Source organism: Kangiella sp., from assembly GCF_048265365.1.
In the GTDB taxonomy this organism is placed as follows: Bacteria; Pseudomonadota; Gammaproteobacteria; order Enterobacterales; family Kangiellaceae; genus Kangiella.
In genome coordinates, this window is the sequence record NZ_JBLXBT010000001.1 from 500941 (window position 1) to 523345 (window position 22405).

Consider the following 22405-nt stretch of genomic DNA (forward strand, 5'->3'; position numbering starts at 1 on the left):
TTACTTAAAATCTATTACTTCTTTAAGTGCACGACGCGGTGCGGCTTTGACTTCAGCTTCAGGAAACCCTAGTCGCAGTAGAATTTGTGGAAATCCAGTTTGTTGCAACAGTTCTTGTAGTTGTGGTCGCAGCGAAGAAACTTGGATGGGCTGATTCAAATAAGAAGCCTGCAATCCAAATGATTGAGCCATTAATAAAACTTTTTGCAAAGCTTGACCGGTTGTCAGCCAGTTATCCATTTTGTCTCCTTCTGAACCAAGAATCGCAAGCATAGGAGAGTCAATCGACAATTGCTTATCCTTAGCACCGACACTGTTACCCATATTAAGAGTACGCACAACAATTTTAGCCACTGGAGCAATTAATGCAGGTACAGTGAGCCCATCTCCCTGATGGAGGGAGTGCATCCAGGCAGCAAGCTCTCGACGCCAATCTGAGTTAGCCCACTGTATTATATTGCCATCAAAAACAAGTTGTGATATCTGCTGACGAGTGTCACTTGACTCTATGATATCAAGCCAACAGTTTTCATCCGAAGCCGTAGCAGACAAAGTTTCGAGTATTGAAGGCGGTAATTTGTTTGAGGAAAAGTGCTTTCGGTAAGTGCGACGAGTTTTTATAGAGCTGAATAAATGACTCAAGTTGGTGGAGGCAAGCTCTGCTGTGTCGACACGGATTGTAGCTAGCAGGTCAAGGTTGTCGGCATCGGGAAAAAGCGCGATATCTAGACCAATGCCATGATGTGCAGCAGCAACACGTAAATTCATTAAAGCACAACCGCAACTGATGGTTAATTCTCTATCATTGGGATCATTAACAGGCAGTGACCGAGATCTATCAGCAAAGAGGTAAATTATTCCGTCAGATACCTCAAATCGCCAAGGTTGAGTATTGTGACTGGAGGGTGCTAGAACAGCATAACTCAATAGCGATATAATATGGTCTTCTGTAACTTCAAAACTCCCTGACTTCATCCCAAACTCTGCCTAGATTAATAGTTCCTATTGGGTCGTACTGGTAGTTTCACTTTGAATAAGGGTAAAAGTCAATTATTACAAAATTGCTCACACCCTATTAACTCCTATTAGATATCTTAGGGCTGCCATACTCATAAGAAATACAGTAAGCAAATCCCAATTATAGAGTCAGCACCCGAAAACTTTCCACCCAAATCAACTCGCAGGCTCCATTCCCAGTATCGTTACGAGTTAGCGAAGTAGTCCAACGCCAACCATTTTCATCCGAAACTGCGTTCACCAAATTGCCTGATAATTCGATAATGTCGCCCTTTCGAACATCATCAATAGCATTGGCCACATTTTCGTTAGCAGGAATCAGATGCATATTTGCACTTTGGGTTTCGATTTCGCGCCTAGGTATCGGAAAGGAATCCACGCGCCAGCGATAAAATCGCCCCGACTGTGAAATCTGGATTTGTTCAATGATACTTTCATCAGACATCTTGCCCCAACCTAATGCTAAATCCACCGGAGACAGATTCGCTTCGCGGCCAAAATGGTAACCTTCCTTAGACAGTACTTTGGCTTTAATACGAAAATTAGCAACTTTGGTAACCGTGAATTGATCAAGCTTAAAACTAACGGGCGGATCCAATGCTTCCTGTTGCGGCTCATCAGGTGCCATGACACCGGGGCCGTATGAAACCTCGCTCGAATAGTTAAGCAACTTCCAGCCAATGACCACAGCCAATAATACAAGAATAAATTTATACATGCTGAAGCCTTGTGCTGGAGTAAGTTGTGCAGGGTCGTCCATAGGCTACTCTTGCTTACCACACAGTAGTTTAAGAAGGTAATGGCGACCAATGAAGAGCAAAACAAAGACGATAAGGTAACCAAACAGTATACCGAACCAATTGGAAAACATATTAGATTTGCGTTCGTAATAGCTTTTTAGATTATATTGTTGCGGGCTAACATAGATAATCTTTAACTCTGTTGCGCCTTGGTAGTTTTCTTCATAAATATCTTCCGGTATCTCAAGGTTAAGCTGTTGCGTAGTGCCATCGACCATTAACACTAAATCGACGGAGTAATCGGTATATTTGCCATCTTCTAGAATTTGAATCGAATCAACAACCTCAGCAACAACTTCATCATTGTTAGCCAGAATAGAGCGGGCTTGATTGGCATTGGTGTAATAGTTAAAGACTGAAACCGAAACAAAAGCAAAAAAGATTAACCACATTAGAAGCGTGGTTACTTTCCATTGCTTGGGGTGATTTTGCTTACAGAGCTCTTCGAAAGAGGGTTTATCTAGATCTAAATCTTCTACATCTTTTAATTCTTCGCTTAATTTTTTGCTCATTGTATCCTCAGTAAAATTTTATTGATTGATGCATCGAAGCCTAAGTTATTGCTAAAGCAAGTAGCTTAAATATATCAGCTAATAAATCATGTGTATGTCCAAAACCATTATTATTGTCAGCTAAATCGGAATCGCCTAAAAGCAACTTGAGTGGCGGATTCCGCTCTTTGGGATTTATTTACCTATTCTAGTGTGCCTAAAGTTTTATTATACGAATAAATTTCTAAGACTTTATTATCATTGGACTTTTGATACAAGTGTCGTTTTTAGAGTTATCTTGGGACTTAGATAAACCCAGATTGGGTATATCGGGTGTATTTAAGACAAAATGTGGTACTGATTTCATGATCGCTGCACCGCTTTTGTTTGATAATGGTATTGTATATAACTAAACAATCATGGTCTTTTTCAAGGAGGATGTATGAAACCTGTGTTCAAGCCTGGACGCAACATGGCAATGAAAGTGCCGGCCCACGAGTATGATCAAACGGTGGCGTTTTATCGTGATGTACTGGGGTTCGAGTTGATTCCGTTAGATAATGATGAAGATTCTAATACCATCCGTTTTAAGTTTGGCGATAAGGTGTTGTGGATTGATCGGGTGACTACTGTCAGCCAGACGGAAATCTGGTTAGAAGTAACCACCGATGATATGGATGGTGCGGCTGAATATTTGCAGGCCAACGAGGTTGTCCGTTGCGATGAAATTGAGCCGTTACCCGATGGGTTTGAAGGATTCTGGATTTCAAGCCCCGCCAACATTATTCACTTAGTGACAAATTCGGATTAATATGGGGTAAATCATTAGCAAGGAGATACGGATATGCTTAAGGTTAAAATAGATGCGGATCACGCATTAGTCATTTTGGAGCCGGATGGTGCTTTAACGGATAACGATTTTAGATTAGCGGCTCAGTTAATCGATCCGGTGATTGAAAAAAACGGCTCTTTAAAAGGACTTATCGTTCATACGCGTTCATTCCCGGGCTGGGCCTCATTTGCGGCATTGGTTTCGCATCTTCGCTTTGTTCGCGAGCATCATAAGAGCGTTAAACGAATCGCTTTCGTTACCGATTCCCCAGTGGGATCCTTTGCCCAATCAATCGGCAATCACTTTATCAACGCACAGCTCAGACACTTTACTTTTGATGAGTTTGAAGCAGCAAGGCGCTGGATTTTGTTTGGTGAGTAAGTTAGCTAACAGTTTTACGGTTAACGGAATTATTTAAGTCTTGTAGAGTCGATACTATTCTGACCATTAATAAAGAAGGAACACAGAAAGATGAAAAAAATATTACTAGGCCTAATGTTATGCGCGGCCTCTACCGGATATGCTGAAGAAAAAGGTTCCATCGGATTTTCCGCCAAAGTTGGAGTTGATGGATTCTTTAACCCAGAACTCACTTCGTTTGAGATAGAAGAAGTGCATGCCGACTCTCCCGCTGAAAAAGCAGGTTTATCAGCAGGCGATATGGTTCTGGCTATTGAAGATTGTGCTATTCCGGGATGTGATACCGATGATGCTCAAGATCATATGGACAAAAAAGCGGGCGAAGAGCTTCATTTGAAAATTAAGACTAAAGAGGGTGAAGAAAAGGATATTGTTATCATAGTGGGTGAGCCGAAGTAGTCGCTGTAGGCGAGAATGCAAAGCCCTGCAAAGATGCAGGGCTTTTTAGTTTCTGCTGATTGTAATTATGACTTACTTTCTACATATCTCGCGAAGTTATCTAGAATACTCTTCCAGCCTTGCTTTTGGAATTAGGGCTCGTGTTGCTCTTCTGCATTAAAAAATTTTCGTCACCATGACGCCCTGGTCGGTTTGTTTCAGCAATCCCATACAGTATCGAGATCAGCATTGATGGTGGTGGTTACAGTGATTTTCATGGTGACTCCATAGTATTACTGGTTTTATTAACAATATAATAAACCAATAAAATCACGCATCTCTTGGAAGCATAACTGTGACGCAGTTAATCAGTTTTTGAGTCTTTTTATCAATCGCACTGGTGTCGCTTTTGTCAGGGTTGCTGAGTTGGTCGATGGCCCAGTCAATATGTTCTTTAACCATGTCGTTGGCTTCTTGGTACTTTTCTTTTAGAGCGCTAATCATTGACCGTTGCTGCGAGTTGCCGATAGCGACTGCGAGGTTACGCAGCCAGTTTTGATAGCCGATTCGTCGAATCGGACTGCCCTGGAAATTATCAAGGAAAGTTTGTTCGTCCCAGTTCCAAAGGGTGGCCAGCGAAATTTTGTGCAGATCATGTCGTGGTGAAAAATCGTCGATCTGGGTTTGTTCTGAATAACGATTCCAGGGACAGGCCAGCTGGCAATCGTCGCAGCCATAAATTCGGTTGCCCATTAGTGGACGAAGCTCTTCGGGTATTGCTTCTTGATTTTCTATGGTCAGGTAAGAGATGCAACGACGGGCATCAATCTTACGATCATCCAGAATGGCGTTGGTCGGGCAGAGGGCGATACAGGAAGTGCAGCCGCCACACAAATCTTTGCCGGGTTCATCCACTGGCAATGGTATGTTGATAAAGATTTCGCCAAGAAAGAACCAGGAGCCAGCTTCTTTATTGATAATTAGAGTATGCTTACCTTTCCAGCCTAGCCCAGATTTCTCAGCGAAAGCGGTTTCTAATACCGGTGCGCTATCGACCAGTACGCGGTAATCCAAGTCGAGTTCATCATTCAGCGTGGTTTTTAAAGCCTCTATTACCTGCTGCAATCGCTTGCGCATCAGTTTGTGATAATCGCGGCCTAACGCATAACGTGAAATATTGGCGATGGACTTATCTTTGAGTGGCGTGGTGAAACTGGCGTTGTCATTAAGGTAATCAAAGCGCAGCGAAAGCACGCGACAGGTATTGGGGTGTAACTCAGCAGGGTTCTGGCGCAGCTCCTGATTACGCTCAAGATAGGACATACAGCCATGATAGCCATCATCGACCCATTGCTTGAAACGCTCGAAATAGCCGCTGGTATCGGTATCTGAAACTCTCAGGTCCTGAAAGCCGTGTTGTTTTGCCAGCTCAACCGCCGTTCGCTTAATGTGTTCGAGTTGTTGGTCGGTCAGGGGCATTGCGAGTGGTTGCGAATATTACCATGAGGACATGGTAACGCTATTCCTTCGGCAATAACATAAAGTCTAAGGCCATTTGCAGGTCGGCTTCGCTACAATCGAAGCAGGCACCTTTGGGGGGCATGCCTTTGTAGCCTTCGACCATGCTGGTCATCATGGCTTCATCGCCCTTGTCGAGTCGCGGTAGCCATTGCTCCATATCGCCACGAATAGGCGCACCACCGTGGCCGCGCTCATGACAGCTGAAGCAGGATTGGTAATAAATGCTTTCACCGGTGCGTTCCTGTGGCTCAGGGGTACAGGCGGAAAGCAAGATGGTCAACAGGCTGAGTGTGGCTAAGTAAATAGTTTTCATGGCGAGTTATGTCTAGGTTTTTGAGCTGAGCTATAAATTGCAGGCACAAAAAAGCCGATCAAGTTGACCGGCTTTTTTAAAGTTAATTAATTGCTTTCTAAGATGTAATCAACGGTTGCTTTGATTTCATCATCAGAACAGTCTGCGCAAGTACCTTTCGGTGGCATGGCGTTCAAGCCATTAATGGCGTTTGAGTAAACAGCTTCCATACCGTTTGCTGTACGAGCTTCCCAGTCAGCAGCTGCGCCAATTTTAGGTGCTCCTGCAGCGCCAGTAGTGTGGCAAGCCATGCAGTAAGTGTTATAGATTTGCTCGCCAGAGCGCGTTTCTGAAGAACCACCACCTGCGGCTGCAGGAGCCGCATTAGCTACTTGTGGCACTTCATCGCCTTCAACATAAACGCTGTGAACAGGCTTCAAGCGTTCTTCAACATTATGATCACTCATGTGTTTTGCAGTAGCGATTCCAGCAAAACCGGCGATGGTGAAGCTGGCGATAAAAACTAATACGTTTTTGAAATTGGTCATGACATCTCTCTCTAATATATGCCTGTTCGCCCAGCTCGGCATGAGTCGAGGGCTTTACGTGGCGCAGATTATAACGGTTATTGAGCGACGATCAAATAGTCAGAATGCTATCAGCGCAAAAAATAGGCGGGATTATCGGCAAACGAGCATAGGTTTTTAGGGGTAAATCAGGCAAACTAGCGCAAAAGCTCTACGATGGGGGATACATGGGATTCTTGAAACGAACAGCGCTGGAGATGCTTGGCGAGGCTCTGGTCAATAAAATACCCTTCAATCGCCATATCGGCCTCGAATATGAGAGTGTTGGCGATAAGGAATGTGTTATCAAGTTTGATATGAAACCCGAGTTAGTAGGTAATTACTTTCATGGTATTCTCCATGGCGGAGTCATTTCTTCGGCGCTGGATATGGTTGGTGGCACCATGGCCGCAGTGGGGATTCTGAACGATAATCCTGCAACCCATTTACCTCAGCTGAAAACCAAACTGTCCAAACTTAGCACGATTGATATTCGTGTAGATTATTTGCGCCCAGGCAAAGGCGAGCAGTTTTTTGCCAAAGCCCAGCTGTTACGGGCGGGCCGTAAAGTGGCGGTGGTGCGTATGGAGCTGGAAAACAATCAGGGTTCTTTAATTGCGGTGGCGACCGGCACCTATATGGTTGGTTAATCCCCTTATATTGAAAAGACAAGAGTGTAAGCATGCAAAATATTAATCGCGCAGGATACATTTACGGCATTCTGGCCTTTGTTATCTGGGGCTTAGCGCCCATTTACTTTAAGGCGCTGGAAGGGGTTTCCGCATTAGAAATACTGGCTCACCGAGTTGCCTGGTCAGTGCCGGTGGTCTTGCTGATCATGTGGGCGATTAAGCGTCCTTTCCCCAAAAATATCCTGCAAGATAAGAAGACCATCTCCATTCTTATCATCACTTCAATTTTAATCTCCGGAAACTGGTTGGCTTTTACCTGGGCGGTGACTAATGAGCGGGTGCTGGAAACCAGTCTTGGCTACTTTATTAATCCTTTATTCAGCGTTGCGTTGGGCATTGCCTTTTTAAAGGAAAAGCTAACAACTTGGAGCAAGATTGCATTAATTTTAGCGACCTTAGGTGTAGTTTATCGAATTATCTCGTTAGGAAGCCTGCCCTGGATTTCCTTATGGCTGGCTTTTTCATTTGGTTTATATGGTTTATTACGTAAGCAGGTCAATATTGGGCCACTACAGGGTTTGTTGGTTGAAACATTGATCGTGTTGCCGATTACCGCTGGTTACATACTTTATTTGTGGTACACCGAAACCGGTGCATTCCTACATACTTCAGTTTCCATTGACTGGCTGTTGCTGGCTGGCGGTATTATTACGACCGTACCATTGGCTTTGTTTTCCGCTGGCGCCAGATTGTTACCGCTAAACACCATTGGTTTTATGCAATACCTTGCTCCATCACTTACTTTCTTGTTGGCGGTGTTTGTATTCAAAGAACATTTCAATACTGACTTATTGATCACTTTCGCTCTGATCTGGGCAGGCTTAATCGTGTATACCATCGGTGTTGTGCGACAGCAGAACCGAAAAAGACTGGATAGAAAAGCGGCAGCAAGGCTGGTAGAAAACGAACTGAAAGAAAAGTGAGTAGAAAGATTAGCGAAAAACCGGGTATCTTTTTGTACTAAGCGGTTGAAGAGAATCATATTGGAAACAGAGGGAATTATGATAGATTGAGCAGGCTGCTCATTCATTAATAGTACAAACGGAGTTTGTATGACCCTTGAAGTCATGTTCATTTTTGCGCTAGTTCTGGCGGTGTTTATCGCTTTTATCTGGGAGAAATATCCCCCAGAAGTTATAGCCTTGGCCTCATCAGCCATCTTGATGGTGGTGGGAATTCTGGATACTGGCGAGTTCCTGTCGGTATTTAGCAGTAGTGCGCCGATGACTATTGCCATGATGTTTATCATCAGTGCTTCGTTAGAGCGCACCGGGGTCTTGCAGATCATCAGCAATATCCTCAAACGTAGCGCAAAAGGCTCCTATCTTCGTTCCTTATTGGTGATCATGTTTTTCAGCATGATTTCATCAGCATTCATGAATAATACGCCGATTGTTATCATGCTGACACCGGTGGTGATTTCGCTCGCAGCCAGTATCAATATGGCGCCTTCTAAATTGCTCATTCCTTTATCCTTCGCCTCCATTTTTGGCGGTACCCTGACGTTAGTCGGAACCTCGACCAATATCTTGATGAGTACTGTGGCAACAGAACACGGGCAGCCAGAAATTGGTATGTTCGAAATGACTCTCCCGGCTCTATTTTTTGTGGTGGTCGGCTTCACCTATATGATGCTGGTAAGCCGATTTCTATTACCCGACCGATACTCTCTTGCTAATATTGTTGGTAGTCAGCCCGAGCGAAAGTTTATTGCTGAAATTCTGATTCCGGCAGATTCGGACCATATTGGCAAACCTGTAGAAGACTTTTCCTTGCCAGTTCAAGGGGCAAGGGTTATCGATATGGTACGTAGAAATATATCGGTCAGGCGAAGAATGAATGATCTGAAAATTAAGGGCGGTGATCGTTTCATTTTGAAAACCGATGCCAGCGAGTTGTTGAGTTTGAAAGAAGATGGTCAGGTTGAGTTTAGTTCATCATTGCCGCAGGGATTTGAACCAGTGACTGCCAGTGAGTCTTTGTTGATGGAGGCCAGTATCAACGAAAAGTCTCGATTACTCGGACGCCGATTGGTTGATTTAGGCCTGGCGCGAAAATACGGGGTCTATGTGATTGCAATTCACCGAAATGATGAAAATTTGAATGAGAATTTTGAAAGTATCAAATTAAAATTTGGTGATACCCTTTTGATTGAGGGGCCTGCGGAGGGGATCAAGCGTTTGCTGGAAGACGGCAACATTATCAACTTAACCGAGCCGCAAGACAGGCCTATCCGACGCAGCAAGGCTCCTATCGCTTTCATTACTATTATTGGAATTATGGTGCTTGCTGCAATGAAAGTTTTACCCATCGCGGGGTTGGCCATTATTGGTGCAACTATTGTTATGGTGACGCGTTGTGTGGATCCTGATGAGGCTTTTGATGCGATTGACTGGCGTATTCTGTTTTTGATTTTTGGCATGTTGGGCCTCAGTCTAGGCATGGAAAAAACAGGTGCTGCTGAGTTGTTGGTTAATGGAGTGGTTGGTATAACCGATGGTATCGGCCCAGTGGGGTTACTATTTACGGTATATGTTTTGACTTCACTATTGACAGAAATGATCAGTAATAACGCAGTAGCGGTTTTAATTGGCCCTCTGGTTATCGCGCTGGCTGAGCAGTTGGGACTTGATCCAAGACCCTTTATTATGGCGGTAATGTTTGCTGCAAGCGCCAGCTTTGCAACGCCAATTGGCTACCAGACCAACACCTTCGTGTATGGTGCGGGTGGCTATAAATTTAAAGACTTCCTGAAAATTGGTATTCCGCTGAACATTATTTTTGCCTTGTTAGCGACTGTGGTCATCCCACTATTTTTTCCTTTCTAAGATTCAGGGTCAATAAGTTTTGCCAAGGTGATTAGAGTTTCACCTTGGCAACTTTAATCACACCGTTGACATCGTATTCACGATCAAACACGCAGTAATAATCACTCATCAAAGGCAAACCCATAATCGACATATCAGGCCAGCTTTTCAGCTGATCCATAACCATGAAATAGGCGCGACCATGCTCCAGGGCATTGATTTGCCAATAGTTGTCTGGTGTACAGCTCATGCGAATTTTTTCACCATAAGGGCTCAGGAAATAAAAGTGAACGTCAGGCCATTGGGTTAAATCGAGATCGGTAGGAAAGTAGCCTTTTCCAGCCTGATTGGCGTTCTGGAAGCGTTCTATATGGCGAATGAAATCAACATTCATATCAATCAACTCATCCATTAATTCTTGATATAAATAGCGTTGCAGAACTAGAAAGCTGGAGCCACAGTCAATGATGCTATTGGAGCGGCCCTTGCTACGATAATTGTTCTGAATGGGTGGTGCTTCGATTTCTCGGCCGTTACCCACCTGCATCGAGATCAACTTGGTGTTGTAGTAGCTGTCATGTACCACATCAATGGTTTCCAGATTGCCATGGTAAAGCTCACGATGTACTTCACCAGCGCCAAGAATCAACAGGCCCTGGTTTAATGGGTCGGCATGTAAATGCTGTTCTGTATAAGTGGGGTCGGCAACATGCACAATAGAGCGTTTGGTATAAAGCGCAAATTTGTTTTTACTGATTTTCTCTTCTTCTAGCTGGGTGAAGAATGCCTTGGGATACAGTCCTGGATATTGTTTTAGTTGCTTCCGAAATTGACGAATGCCACTTTTGCTGGACTCGACTTCGAAGGGCCAGGGGTAGGTGTGGGCTGGATCCTGGTTTCGTTGATAAAAATATTCTGTTAGGTCGTGGGCACGATTCAGTTCTCGATAGCCAAGACCTAAAATACCATCGGCCCCGTAAAAGTTATCCTGTTGCTCGGTTTTAATCACCGCAATGTGAGCGTCTTTTAGCAACATACGCTTATTATCATGCTCAAGCGAAAGATGGGTTTCTACGATCGGCCCAGCCCAGCCGCCAGAGCCATAGGTTAGTGCCTGAGCCAGTGACGTGGGTTTTAAGTAAAAATCGCTGGCGTGATTGTAGGCCCTGGTTTCAACGGCAATGGTGCTACTGCCTGTATCCAGCAGTAAATGGGCAATTTCCTGATTGCAGCCAATCTGAATGGGCGCACAATAGCCACCTTTGGCAGGGACAATGGTGATCGGCAGTTTCATTGTATCCTTGGGCATTATTATGGTTCCTTGTCTTTTAAGTATAGAAAACCAACTAAAACTGGTAAAAAAAGAGCCTCAAATGAGGCTCATGATTAAGCATCTTTACTATTTACAATTAACCAGATAAAAACGCAACTACTAAAGTATTGGAAAGCGCCGGTTAACGACATGCTGCCAGTCTGAGTCTGCCACATTTGCATCAAGGCTCCACCAAACACGGCAAAATAACCAAACCAGACCAAGATGCCAATGCTGGCTCCGATCAACGCGTACTTTTTGGCGTGGTTAAATGCGATGGCATCGGCTAGGCGTGCTGACCAGAGATCCCAGGTGCCTTTGAGTAAAACCAATCCCGCTAATATTTCAGTCGCAATAATTAAGATCACCACGCACCATACTAAAAAGCTGGCTTCGATGGTCGGCATGATTGAATCTGGATAGACGGCATGTTCCTGCATGGATAAAACGTAGGCGATGGCTTGATAACACGCATCAAGATTGGCGATGTTTTGGAACGCATAAAACAAACACATCAGCGCTAACAGTAAAACGAATAGGCATTTAAAGTGACGAATAGTCATGACTCCCTCCATTATTATTCTGGTCAAAATATAACCAGTTGAATGAGTATATGAAAAGTTAGGAAGAATCGCCAGCGATGATAGTGATTAAGAAGTGGTGAAAAGAAGATAGTGTTTCAAAGTATATAAAGCAGAAAAGCGAGCAATAGCAGCAGCTATCACTCGCTCATTTCAGAGATTAAAAGGTCCAGCGGAAACCAGCAGTCAACGAACGTCCTGCTCTGGGTGCGCGATCCTTCAGGAATGAAGCATGGTCACGGATCTCTTCGTCCGCCAGATTTTGGCCACGTAAAAATAGGAACAGCTCTGACTCGTCATAGAAGATATTGTAGCCAAGATCAAGGTTGATAAGGCTATAGCCATCAGTGGGTAGCTCGTCCTCTGCCAGATGATCCTGATCGAACACTTTAATCGCTGTCAGGTTACTGGTAAACATGTCGTAATCAAAGCCGATTGAGCCACCCAGGCGTTTGGCCGGAACGCGCGGTAAATAGGGGCCACTCTTAAGTTCCGCATTGGTATAGTCACCAAATAAGCCAGCTTTCCAGATTGCCATACCTTCACTGGCAAAAGTCCAGTTGATTTCAGCTTCTGCCCCTTCAAACACAGCATCGGCCTGACTATAAGCAAATACGGGAAGCTCTTCGTGTTCGTGCACTTCTCCCGCAGCAGGCTCGTGTTCCTGGTGAGCAAGGAAGATATAGTCATCAATACGGTTATGGAATAACGAAACAGAAGCACTCACCAGATCAGAGTTATAACGAACACCAATATCAATGTTGTTGGCCGTTTCCTTACCCAGGTCAGAGTTACCGACTTCAATACTGGCAGTAGCCAGGTGAGGCACGTAATTGGCTTCATCATTGCCAGCATTGGAATATAACTCTTCGACTGCAGCCAACCGTTGCGCACGAGTGATGTTAATCGGTAAGGTCCAATGCTCATCAATATGCCATAGTGAGCCAAAAGCGAAACTGAAGGCATTATCATCACGTTGCCCGAACAGATCAGTAGTAATCGTCTGTTTGTCATAACGAGCGCCAAGTTCAGTGTGCCAGTGGCCAACTTCATATTCTTCCAGCCAGAACAGGCCAAGTTTCTCAGTATTGGAAGCCGGAATATAAGCCTCATCGCCAAGCGTCACGAAGTCACTGTCGGAGTATTGCAGACCAAAAGCACCTTGCCAGCCACTCCAGGCATCATGAACAAGCTCTAATCGAGTTTCTTGTGCATCGTTTAAGAAGGTGGTGCCGATTTCGGCGCCTTCAATTTCCTGGTGTTTATAATCAGTACTGGCGAATTGCAGGCTTAAACTTCTAAAACCGTCGAAGGGGTCATTCCAACGGCCTTTCATATCCCAGCGTTTTTGACGAAGATCGAGACGCACAGCTTCTTCAGCAGGTTCAGGCTCCACAATAACGCCTTCATCATGATGTTCAGCATGCCCCGGCAATCCATAATTGCGTTCATAATCGGAATAAGACATGCCCCAATAACCAGCATCGGAAATATAGGAGAAGCCAGCGCTTCCGCCCTTGCTGTCGGTATCGCTATTTTCAAGGATACCCGATGCCTCTTCGTCATGGCCTGCCTCACCTTCGGCTTCTTCAAGTTGGCGCAGATAATAAGATTCGGCAAAACCTGGAATTTCTACTTCATCAGTTTCTGACTTAAAAGCATCAATGTTAAAAGCAAGACCACCGTTGGCGGTTGAGAAAGTGCCCACAGTACTGCGTTCGCCGGTAGCAGAGTCGCCTAGACGAACTTCAACGCCACCTTCGATACCGTCCGGTAGCTCTGTTGGGATACGATTATCAACTACATTAACTGAGCCGCCGACAGCACCGCCACCATAAAGTAGTGTCGCTGGTCCTTTTAGAATTTCTACGCGTTTAGCCAGTAGTGGCTCTGCTGCGATCCAATGATCAGGACTGGCGTTGGAAGCATCCTGTGTAGAGCTATTATTACTTAGAACGGTGACGCGGTTACCTTGTTGTCCTCGAATTACGGGACGACCGGCGCCGGCGCCAAAGCTAGAAAGATTTACACCTGGCACTTCTGCCAGCGTTTCACCAATATTAGCGCCACGTTTCTGAGTTAGCTCATCACCGCTGACAATCACAGCCGGGCCTGCCATCTCCAGGATGGTATGTTCAAGAGGGTTGCCGGTGATCACCAGCGTCTGTGTATCGGCATAATCAACCGTAACGGTCAGGCTTTCACCAGTATGTTGCACGGCCTTATTGATATGACCCTGTTTGCCACCCTTGATATCCAGGACATAACGGCCTGTTTCTAAGTCAGTGAACTCGAAACGACCATTTTCATCGGTAGTTACCGATTGATTTTGCGAAGAGATGAAGATCTCAACATTAGCTAGCGGCTTTCCTTCACTATCTTGAAGAACGCCAGAAAGAGTGGAGTTGTCAGCAGCTTGTGCCTGTTGGCTTAAAGCCGCAGATAAAATTAACGCTATAGCAGAATATTTCATGCTTAAAATTCCTCATACTAACAGACCTGTGCCTGTTCAATTAACACATTAAAAAATAAGAAAAAATTGAGAAACTAAGCTAAAACTGGGGGTGCGCGGCCGCGATAACCTGTTCGTGGACAGGATTGAATAACAGGTGTTGACCAAGCTAGAGAATGCTCCGCAATCAGGCTAGGAGACGGTACGAAAAGTTGAGCAGAACTGCTATGACTATCTTTAAACGGTTGATAGAGACAGATCGCACAATCGGTGGTCTCATGATCGGGAGCTTTAGCATGAGCAACACCTACCAGTGCCATGCCTAGCAAAGCGACTATTAGTAGTATGTGTTTAATGGATTTGCTCATGTATTTCGACTCCTCTTACAGAGGCCCTATATACTATAGCCCTTGTAACTCATAGGCAATCCGTTAATAGCGGATTAATGTTACAAATAGTGATCAAAAACAGGTAGCATGAAGCGAACAATCACATTGTAAGCCTAATGTTAAGGCTGTTTTCTGAGGGAGATTCCAGCATCAATGAGCAACAAATATGAGTGAAAAGGCAACCGAGCAAATTCCAGACTCTATCTCTGAGCGCCGCCTTGATAAGGTACCTCATTTCCCCAACCGTCATGAGCCAGTGGGCTTTATGTTGCGTCTGGTCAAAGCGTTGCATACTTATGGTGTGCCGAGCTACGAATTAGAGCGCTTGCTGACCAATGTAGCTGAACAGCTTGGTTATGGTTTGCAATGTATTGCGGTACCGACCAGTATTACTATGACTTTCATGCTGGAAGAGGATAAGCCGCAGACTTACGTGATTCGCTCCAACTCGGGTGAGGTGGATGTGGATAAGCTGAGTCGCACGATGGATGTGGCTTATGCTGTCATCAATGATGAAATGACTACTGAAGAAGGCGCCATCCAGCTCAATCAAATCACCAAATCTAAACCGGTGCACAATCGTTACTGGACCATTGTCTGCTTTATGCTGGTGTCGGCCTCAATTGCCAGAATTTTTAATGGCGGTTTACTGGAAGTGATTACCGGAGCAGTGATTGGTTTATCGGTAGGCCTACTAGTCAATATTGGTGGCACGCGCTCGGAAACAGTGGCAAATTTAATGCCGGCTTTATGTGCTTTTATGGCGTCCGTGATATCGGTCGGCTTTAATAAATGGCTTGGGCTGGGCTCCACCTATATACCCATTGTGGCGGGCATTATTATTTTGGTGCCCGGTATGATGCTGACTATTGCCATGGCGGAATTGGCAACTCAGAATCTGGTCTCGGGGACAGCACGTTTGCTGGGTTCTGCAGTGATTTTTATACAGATGACCTTTGGCGTGGCGATTGGCAGCCAGCTGGGTAACTTTCTTTTCCCTTCTACTGTGGTTACACCCTTAATTCTCCTTCCGACCTGGACTATCTGGATTGCGATTGTCGCCACTTCCTTTTCATTCGTGGTGTTATTCCAGACCCGCTGGAAGAGCTTCCTGTGGATCGTGGCTGCGGTCTGCATTGCCTATTTTGTGTCGCGTTGGGGAGTAAAATTGATGAACCCGGCCAGCGGCGCATTCATTGGCGCCTTATGTGTAGGATTATTTGCCAATCTGGCTTATCGTATTAAACAGGTGCCAACCGCAACCTGTTTGATGCCGGGCTTCATTATTCTGGTTCCAGGCAGTGTCGGCTTTAAAAGTCTGACTGCATTACTGGACCACGACATTATTGGCGGCTTGGATACTGCTTTTAATATGATTATTATAGGTATATCGTTAGTAACAGGCTTGTTGATTTCGTCGATAGCGACTTTGCCAAAACCAAAAACAAAAGTAAAACTGGGCAAGCCATTGAGCTAACTGGTGCATTGATAGGAAGGGCGGGGGCAGACATGATAAAACGATTGTTTTGTTTAGTGCTGATATTTCTACTGACCGGGTGCGATACGGTTGGAGCAGAATATCGGGTCAAGTTCGTGCAGGATGGCGACAGTATGATTATCTGTTGCGAACGTGGGAATGGTTTTACCATTCGATTGAAGGATATTGATGCACCAGAACGGGATCAACCTTATGCCCAAAGGTCTCGCGCCTATATGCAAGAATTGGTTATGGATAAGCCGGTTAAATTGATTGGTGATAAGCGGGATAAGTACGGTCGCCTGTTGGTGGACTTAATAGTGGATGGCGAATCAGTCAATGAAATCATGATTAGCGAAGGGATGGCATGGCGCTGGCGTTACAGTAAAAGCAAGAAGCTCAAGGAGCTGGAAAATATTGCTAGAGAGCAGGAAAAGGGTCTGTGGTCATTACCTGAAAATGAACGTATGGAGCCGTGGGAATGGCGCAAAAAGCATATGAGGAGAGGCTCATGGAAAGGGAGATAGTGAATAAAGTAGCTATAGTCGGTGGTACACATGGCAATGAGTACACCGGTATTTACTTGCTGGAAAAATATCATGAATACCCGCATTTATTACAACCGAAAACGTTTGAGGTTGAGTATGTGCTGGCTAATCCCGAAGCCTTCAAAAATAATCGTCGATATCTGAACCGAGACCTCAATCGGAGTTTCAAACTATCCGACCTGAAAGACCCATTACTGGCAGGATATGAAAATGCCCGCGCTAAAGAACTCAACGATCAACTTGGCCCGAAAGGTGACTCTCGTGTGGATCTGATTGTTGATTTACATACCTCGACGGCACCGATGGGCGTCAATCTAGTGCTGACTAAAACCGATACCTTTCATTTAATGCTGGTAGATTATGTGCAGCAGCGCATGGATGAGGTGACGGTGACTCTGGAACAACAACAGGATCACCACTTTTTAATGACCGTCGCCGACCGTCATGTGCTGGTTGAAGTTGGCCCGGTACCGCAAGGGCAGCTAAAGCATGACGTCTTTGAGAAAACTGAACAGGCAGTACAACTGATTGCTGAGTTCATCGAGCAGTATAATCAACACAAGTTACCGCAGCCTTCGGAGTCCATCGATATTTACGAGTATTTTGCTGTGATGCATTTACCCACTGATCCACTTGGCAACATTTGTGGCATGGTGCACAAGAATATTCAGGATCGTGACTTTCTGACCTTAAAGTCAGGCGAACCGATATTTCATCTCTTTAATGGTGAAGACGAGTATTATGAAGGTGACGATTGCACGATCAGTTTCATCAATGAAGCCGCCTATTATGATGAAAAGAAAGCCTTCTCAATGTCTAAAAGGCGAACCTATCATATTGGATAATGCTTTTTAGTTATCAGCTTTGTTCTGCAACATCCTGATTCATCTCATTCAAAATTTCTCGACCACGACTTAGACCCTTGGCTGCCTCACGATAACTGTATAAATGCGGCCTTCTTTTTATGGTTTGTGGCTCTGTGAACATGAAAGTGACTGCGAGTAGCTCACGAAATTTGCTACACTAGCCCCATTCAATCACAAGTAACGCTACTGACATGTCAGAAAAAAAAGCTCCTTTTATTCTCGTTGACGGTTCTTCCTATTTATTCCGCGCGTATCATGTGCCTCAATTGCAGCGTATGACTAATTCGAAAGGCATGATGACCGGTGCCGTATTTGGTGTCATCAACATGCTGAAAAGCCTCATCAAAGAATACGAGCCTGAACATATGGCGATGGTATTTGATGCTAAGGGCAAAACCTTCCGCAATGATCTCTATCCGGAATACAAAGCTAATCGGCCACCCATGCCAGAGGATCTGCGTCAGCAAATAGAGCCGATTCATGAGATCGTCAAAGCGATGGGTTTACCGCTTTTAGTAATTGACGGTGTCGAAGCTGACGATGTGATTGGTACTTTGGCAAAGCAGGCTTGTAAGGAAGGGCGTGAAACCCTGATTTCAACCGGTGATAAGGATATGGCGCAGTTGGTCAGTGAGCATGTGACTTTGATTAATACCATGGATAAAACCAATCCAATCACAGACAGGGATAGAGTGATTGAGAAGTTTGGGGTCAAGCCCGAACAGATCATTGATTACTTAGCCTTAGTCGGAGACAAAGTAGATAATATTCCCGGTGTTGATAAATGTGGGCCAAAAACGGCCGTTAAATGGTTAGAGCAATACGGTAGTTTGCAAGGTGTGATTGATCATGCTGATGAGATCGGTGGAAAGATCGGTGAGAACTTGCGTGAAGCAGTGGATAGGTTGCCGTTGTCCTATGAATTGGCAACTATCAAGCTAGACTGCGATTTAGAGTTTAGGCCAGAAGAACTGAATATCGGTCAGCCCGACTTAAAAGAGCTCAAGAAACTTTACAGTGATATGGAGTTCCGCCGTTGGTTAACTGAAGTGTTGAAGGAGCTTGGTGAAGGTGATGCAGGCGATTCAGTGGGTGAGGATTCAGAAGCTGGACCGAGTATAGCGCTTGTTGACCGTTCTAAATATGAAACTATCCTTGAACAAAAAGATCTTGATAAGTGGATAAAGAAGTTAAAAGACGCGGAGTTGTTTGCCTTTGATACTGAGACCACCAGCCTAAATTATATTGAAGCAGAATTAGTAGGTATGTCATTCGCACTAGATAATGGTGAAGCTGCTTACTTGCCAGTTGCCCACTCTTATATGGGTGCTCCAGAGCAGCTGGATCGTGATGATGTCCTGAAACAATTAAAACCAATTTTAGAGTCTGAGAAGTATAAGAAAGTTGGTCAGAATTTGAAGTATGATATGAGTGTCCTGGCTAATTATGACGTTAAGCTTGGTGGCATAGAGTTTGACACCATGCTCGAATCATATTGCTTAAATAGTGTTGCCAGTCGCCATGACATGGATACTCTAGCACTGCATCATTTGAATCACGTTAACATTAAGTTCGAAGAAATCGCAGGCAAGGGAAAAAATCAACTTACCTTTGATCAGATCGAAGTAGAGAAAGCCGCACCTTATGCTGCGGAAGACGCTGATATTACCATGCGATTGCATCAGAAGTTATGGCCAGAGCTCAAGCAGAATGAAGGGCCTACCCAAGTCTTCCAGCATATTGAAATGCCTTTATTGAGAATACTCTCGAAAGTTGAACGTAATGGCGTGTTGGTTGATGGAAAATTATTACTGGAAAAAAGTCATGTATTCGAAAAACGCTTAAAAGAGCTGGAAAAAGAAGCTTATGACATTGCCGGTAAGGAATTTAATTTAGGATCACCGAAACAACTACAAGCTATTTTCTATGAAGATCTTGGCTTGCCGATTTTGAAAAAAACGCCTAAAGGTCAGCCATCAACCGCAGAAGAAGTTTTGCAGGAACTGGCGCTTGATTACCCATTGCCAAAATTAATTCTTGAACATCGTGGACTAAGCAAACTGAAGTCGACTTATACTGATAAGCTGCCAACGATGATTAGCGACAAAACTGGCCGCGTGCATACTTCTTATCATCAAGCTATTGCTGCAACCGGCCGACTGTCCTCAACCGATCCGAACTTACAGAATATCCCAATCAAAACAGAAGCAGGGCGTAGTATTCGTACCGCATTTATTGCGCCGAAAGGTAGCAAGATTTTAGCAGCGGATTATTCGCAAATTGAACTGCGCATCATGGCTCATCTGTCACAAGATAAAGGTTTGCTGAAAGCGTTTGAAGAAGGGCTTGATGTTCACTCAGCAACCGCTGCTGAAGTGTTTGATGTGCCGCTGGACGAAGTTACAACGAATCAACGTCGTAACGCCAAAGCAATTAACTTCGGTTTGATTTATGGCATGTCGGCTTTTGGCTTGGCCAAGCAAATCGATACCGATCGCAACACGGCCCAAGATTACATCAACACCTATTTTGCCCGCTACCCTGGCGTTGAAACTTATATGGACTCCACCAAAGAAAAAGCGGCAGATCTGGGTTATGTGGAAACGCTTTATGGCCGCCGCTTATATTTGCCGGAAATTCATTCAAAAAACGGCATGCGCAGAAAAGCAGCCGAACGCACGGCGATTAATGCACCAATGCAGGGCAGTGCTGCTGATATCATCAAGTTAGCCATGCTCGAAGTGGATAAGTGGCTAAAAGATGTTAAAGGGATCAAGATGATTATGCAGGTACACGATGAGCTGGTGTTTGAAGTTGAGGAAGACAAACTCGAACTGGCACAAAAGGAAATCCCTAAACTGATGCAAAGTGTGGCTGAGCTCTCAGTACCACTGATTGCGGATGTCGGTGTTGGTGATAATTGGGATGAGGCACACTAAATATTAGTGCACAAAATCTGTAAAACCATCGCAAAATGTGAACCGCTAGCGATCCGAATTGTGAGTCAATTTTGAGCTTAAAATGACTATCGTTAGCCGGTTCACATTTCTTACCAGTCTTTACAAAAGCTGACACTTTTCTTGCAACAAACACCCCAAAACAGTGTCTATTAAACTGAGCGCAACGAATGCGCTCCCCGCGACTCCCTCCTTCCAGCGGGATTTGCAATTCGGCCCCCCCAAGCTGAATTGCGCATTTGGGGTGGTGCCTTTGTTCCCTCAGGCCACCCCTTTTTTTTTGCGTGGATTTTTTGCCTATAAAAATTAGATTAAGAACTTAACTCTTTAAATTCTTCCAAGTCATGTAATGGTTCAAACGCTGGCTCACGGTCAATTTCCTCGGCTAGCTTTGGTGCTTTTTCAACGGCAATTTTGATATCGACAATCGCTTCTTGCAGAGCACCATTGGCTGCATTGGCGCAGGCTCTTTGCCAGTAGGCGAGGCCATATTCCTCATCTTGGTCGATGGCGCGGTTAGCGAGACTGAAGGCCCATTCGTAGTCACCCAGTTCAAAGGCTGCATCGGCTTTATAAATTAAAGCTTCAATATCTGTAGGGTTTAAAGCAAGCAATTCATCGTACAGCTTGATCTTCTGGTGCATGTTGGTTTCAAGTGCCGCACGCATCCAGATCGAATGTATTTCATTAGCTTTGGAAATATCTTCCTGGGCCTCGATGATTTCCTGTGAACGACGTTTGAGCTTATCTTCTAGATCTTTCAAACGAAGTTCGTACTTGCTGGTGAGCTCGGTGATTTTAGTTTCCACTACTTCGTTGAGTTTACTGCGAACATCTTTCAAAGACCGCCAGCCCATCAGGACTAATAATGAGGCCGCAGTTGTAATAATGATGAAGACATTGTTAAGTGTATCGGTGGTGTAACGAATTGCGCGATCAGAAACATCCAGCCGAGCATTGGCTACTTTGTGTTCCACCTCCGCTCGGAATGCCTGTTGATCCTGACGAATACTCTTTAGCTCATCCAGAATATAGCGTTCGATAAGTGGCGGATATTGGGCAGAGGTGGTATTGGTCTTTGCTGCCTGTTGTTTTGAATTGTCCTGCTCTGCAGCAAAGAGAGTTGCGCTGAAGAGAAACAATATTGCAGCAATGATACGGATGGTCATGGGTTTCCTCGCTAGGATGCTGAAATGCTTATTAACCTGATCCTAGCGAAGGCTTGGGTGCTTTGCAAAACAAAGCACCATTAATATTAAGGAGTGATTGGGCTGGTTGTTATTCTGACTGAGTGGGTGTTTCTACATCGGTAGGGCTGGCATACCATTCATCAAGGACTTTATAGAGCTGATCAAGGCCGACGCGTTTAAGCGATGAGAAAGCCTGAACGGTAGCAGTAGGATGAAGTTCCTGAACCGCTTTTTTACATTGCAGAACAGCTTTGGATTTGGCGCCCTGGCTGAGTTTATCCGATTTACTGAGCAGGCAATGTACCGGTAAACCAACTTCAGCTGCCCATACCAACATTTCCTGATCGCTGTCTTTGAGGAAATGCCGGATATCCATTAGTAACACTAAGCCACGTAAGCATTTGCGTTGTTGTAAGTACCGAGAGAGCTCGGCTTGCCATTGTAACTTCATCGCTTCCGGAACTTTCGCATAGCCATAGCCGGGAAGGTCAATCAGGCGTCGATCTTCGTCCAGGGTGAAAACATTAATCAGCTGCGTACGGCCGGGAGTTTTACTGGTGCGAGCCAAGCTTTTTTGTTGGGTCAGGGTATTGAGTGCGCTTGATTTGCCCGCATTGGAACGGCCAGCAAAGGCCACTTCGATACCTTGATCGGCTGGCAGCTGGGCAAGTTTTGCAGCGCCTAGCAAATATTTGGCTATGTGATAATTCATAAGAGTGTATTTTTTATAAGAGATATTGGCATTTTACTGGTTAGTTCCCTATAATTCATCGAACTTTTTTCGAATTCTCTGTCGTTGCGCTTCAGCAATGACCTT

21 protein-coding genes are annotated in these 22405 nt (G+C 44.8%); 10 read left to right on the top strand and 11 right to left on the bottom strand.

All coding sequences use genetic code 11. The features are described from left to right. The 3 genes from ACN0VI_RS02400 to ACN0VI_RS02410 form a co-directional block, all read right to left on the bottom strand. On the bottom strand, positions 1–975 hold the full coding sequence (locus ACN0VI_RS02400; RefSeq protein WP_417445653.1) for an Acg family FMN-binding oxidoreductase: 975 nt from the start codon (positions 973–975) through the stop codon (positions 1–3). A gap of 163 nt (positions 976–1138) precedes the next feature. Then, on the bottom strand, positions 1139–1777 hold the full coding sequence (locus ACN0VI_RS02405) for a hypothetical protein (protein WP_417445654.1): 639 nt from the start codon (positions 1775–1777) through the stop codon (positions 1139–1141). A gap of 3 nt (positions 1778–1780) precedes the next feature. Further along, entirely contained in the window at positions 1781–2329 is a 549-nt protein-coding gene (locus tag ACN0VI_RS02410) for a hypothetical protein (RefSeq protein ID WP_417445655.1), read from the bottom strand. Positions 2330–2750: 421 nt separating this feature from the next. Between ACN0VI_RS02410 and ACN0VI_RS02415 the strand changes: the two genes are divergently transcribed. From ACN0VI_RS02415 to ACN0VI_RS02425, 3 genes are all read left to right on the top strand, one after another. Continuing rightward, on the top strand, positions 2751–3119 hold the full coding sequence (locus tag ACN0VI_RS02415) for a VOC family protein (protein WP_417445656.1): 369 nt from the start codon (positions 2751–2753) through the stop codon (positions 3117–3119). Positions 3120–3152: 33 nt separating this feature from the next. After that, on the top strand, positions 3153–3521 hold the full coding sequence (locus ACN0VI_RS02420) for an STAS/SEC14 domain-containing protein (RefSeq protein WP_417445657.1): 369 nt from the start codon (positions 3153–3155) through the stop codon (positions 3519–3521). A 90-nt stretch (positions 3522–3611) separates the two neighbouring features. Beyond that, positions 3612–3959, top strand: coding sequence for a PDZ domain-containing protein (locus ACN0VI_RS02425; protein WP_417445658.1), 348 nt, complete (start codon positions 3612–3614; stop codon positions 3957–3959). 309 nt (positions 3960–4268) lie between these two features. Here the strand turns inward: ACN0VI_RS02425 and queG are convergent, their stop codons facing one another. The 3 genes from queG to ACN0VI_RS02440 all read right to left on the bottom strand — a co-directional run bounded on the left by queG (position 4269) and on the right by ACN0VI_RS02440 (position 6299). Next, positions 4269–5417 carry a tRNA epoxyqueuosine(34) reductase QueG gene (gene queG, locus ACN0VI_RS02430; RefSeq protein ID WP_417445659.1) on the bottom strand — a complete coding sequence of 383 codons (1149 nt, stop codon included), beginning with the start codon at positions 5415–5417 and terminating at the stop codon, positions 4269–4271. A gap of 40 nt (positions 5418–5457) precedes the next feature. Next, a complete protein-coding gene (locus tag ACN0VI_RS02435; RefSeq protein WP_417445660.1) occupies positions 5458–5772 on the bottom strand; it encodes a c-type cytochrome in 315 nt (104 codons plus the stop codon). 86 nt (positions 5773–5858) lie between these two features. Further along, positions 5859–6299 carry a c-type cytochrome gene (locus ACN0VI_RS02440; RefSeq protein ID WP_331891837.1) on the bottom strand — a complete coding sequence of 147 codons (441 nt, stop codon included), beginning with the start codon at positions 6297–6299 and terminating at the stop codon, positions 5859–5861. 206 nt (positions 6300–6505) lie between these two features. Here ACN0VI_RS02440 and ACN0VI_RS02445 point away from each other — a divergent pair, with 206 nt between their 5' ends. The 3 genes from ACN0VI_RS02445 to ACN0VI_RS02455 all read left to right on the top strand — a co-directional run bounded on the left by ACN0VI_RS02445 (position 6506) and on the right by ACN0VI_RS02455 (position 9837). Continuing rightward, positions 6506–6967, top strand: coding sequence for a thioesterase family protein (locus ACN0VI_RS02445; RefSeq protein WP_331891838.1), 462 nt, complete (start codon positions 6506–6508; stop codon positions 6965–6967). Between the two features lie 32 nt (positions 6968–6999). After that, the gene (gene rarD / locus ACN0VI_RS02450) at positions 7000–7932 is read left to right on the top strand and encodes an EamA family transporter RarD (RefSeq protein WP_417445661.1); all 933 of its coding nucleotides are present in this window, start codon (positions 7000–7002) and stop codon (positions 7930–7932) included. A gap of 129 nt (positions 7933–8061) precedes the next feature. Continuing rightward, the gene (locus ACN0VI_RS02455) at positions 8062–9837 is read left to right on the top strand and encodes an SLC13 family permease (protein ID WP_331891840.1); all 1776 of its coding nucleotides are present in this window, start codon (positions 8062–8064) and stop codon (positions 9835–9837) included. Between the two features lie 31 nt (positions 9838–9868). On the opposite strand, the gene ACN0VI_RS02460 is transcribed toward ACN0VI_RS02455, so the two are convergent. From ACN0VI_RS02460 to ACN0VI_RS02470, 3 genes are all read right to left on the bottom strand, one after another. Next, entirely contained in the window at positions 9869–11125 is a 1257-nt protein-coding gene (locus tag ACN0VI_RS02460) for a pepsin-like aspartic protease (protein ID WP_417445662.1), read from the bottom strand. 77 nt (positions 11126–11202) lie between these two features. Then, entirely contained in the window at positions 11203–11691 is a 489-nt protein-coding gene (locus ACN0VI_RS02465; RefSeq protein WP_417445663.1) for a DUF2165 family protein, read from the bottom strand. Between the two features lie 178 nt (positions 11692–11869). After that, positions 11870–14182 carry a TonB-dependent receptor gene (locus ACN0VI_RS02470; RefSeq protein WP_417445664.1) on the bottom strand — a complete coding sequence of 771 codons (2313 nt, stop codon included), beginning with the start codon at positions 14180–14182 and terminating at the stop codon, positions 11870–11872. 534 nt (positions 14183–14716) lie between these two features. On the opposite strand from ACN0VI_RS02470, the gene ACN0VI_RS02475 reads away from it, so the two are divergent. The 4 genes from ACN0VI_RS02475 (at position 14717) to polA (ending at position 20380) form a co-directional block, all read left to right on the top strand. Next, positions 14717–16027 (top strand): threonine/serine ThrE exporter family protein, encoded by a 1311-nt coding sequence (locus ACN0VI_RS02475; protein WP_417445665.1) that lies wholly within the window; start codon positions 14717–14719, stop codon positions 16025–16027. Positions 16028–16059: 32 nt separating this feature from the next. Next, on the top strand, positions 16060–16554 hold the full coding sequence (locus ACN0VI_RS02480) for a thermonuclease family protein (protein ID WP_417445666.1): 495 nt from the start codon (positions 16060–16062) through the stop codon (positions 16552–16554). Next, a complete protein-coding gene (locus ACN0VI_RS02485; RefSeq protein ID WP_417445667.1) occupies positions 16539–17420 on the top strand; it encodes an aspartoacylase in 882 nt (293 codons plus the stop codon). The genes ACN0VI_RS02480 and ACN0VI_RS02485 overlap by 16 nt, the downstream gene beginning before the upstream one ends. A 212-nt stretch (positions 17421–17632) precedes the next feature. Beyond that, the gene (polA, locus tag ACN0VI_RS02490) at positions 17633–20380 is read left to right on the top strand and encodes a DNA polymerase I (RefSeq protein WP_417445668.1); all 2748 of its coding nucleotides are present in this window, start codon (positions 17633–17635) and stop codon (positions 20378–20380) included. Between the two features lie 329 nt (positions 20381–20709). On the opposite strand, the gene ACN0VI_RS02495 is transcribed toward polA, so the two are convergent. Together ACN0VI_RS02495 and yihA are read right to left on the bottom strand one after the other, a co-directional pair. Further along, the gene (locus ACN0VI_RS02495) at positions 20710–21567 is read right to left on the bottom strand and encodes a tetratricopeptide repeat protein (protein ID WP_417445669.1); all 858 of its coding nucleotides are present in this window, start codon (positions 21565–21567) and stop codon (positions 20710–20712) included. Positions 21568–21676: 109 nt separating this feature from the next. After that, entirely contained in the window at positions 21677–22300 is a 624-nt protein-coding gene (gene yihA, locus ACN0VI_RS02500) for a ribosome biogenesis GTP-binding protein YihA/YsxC (RefSeq protein ID WP_417445670.1), read from the bottom strand. Between the last annotated feature and the right edge of the window lie 105 nt (positions 22301–22405).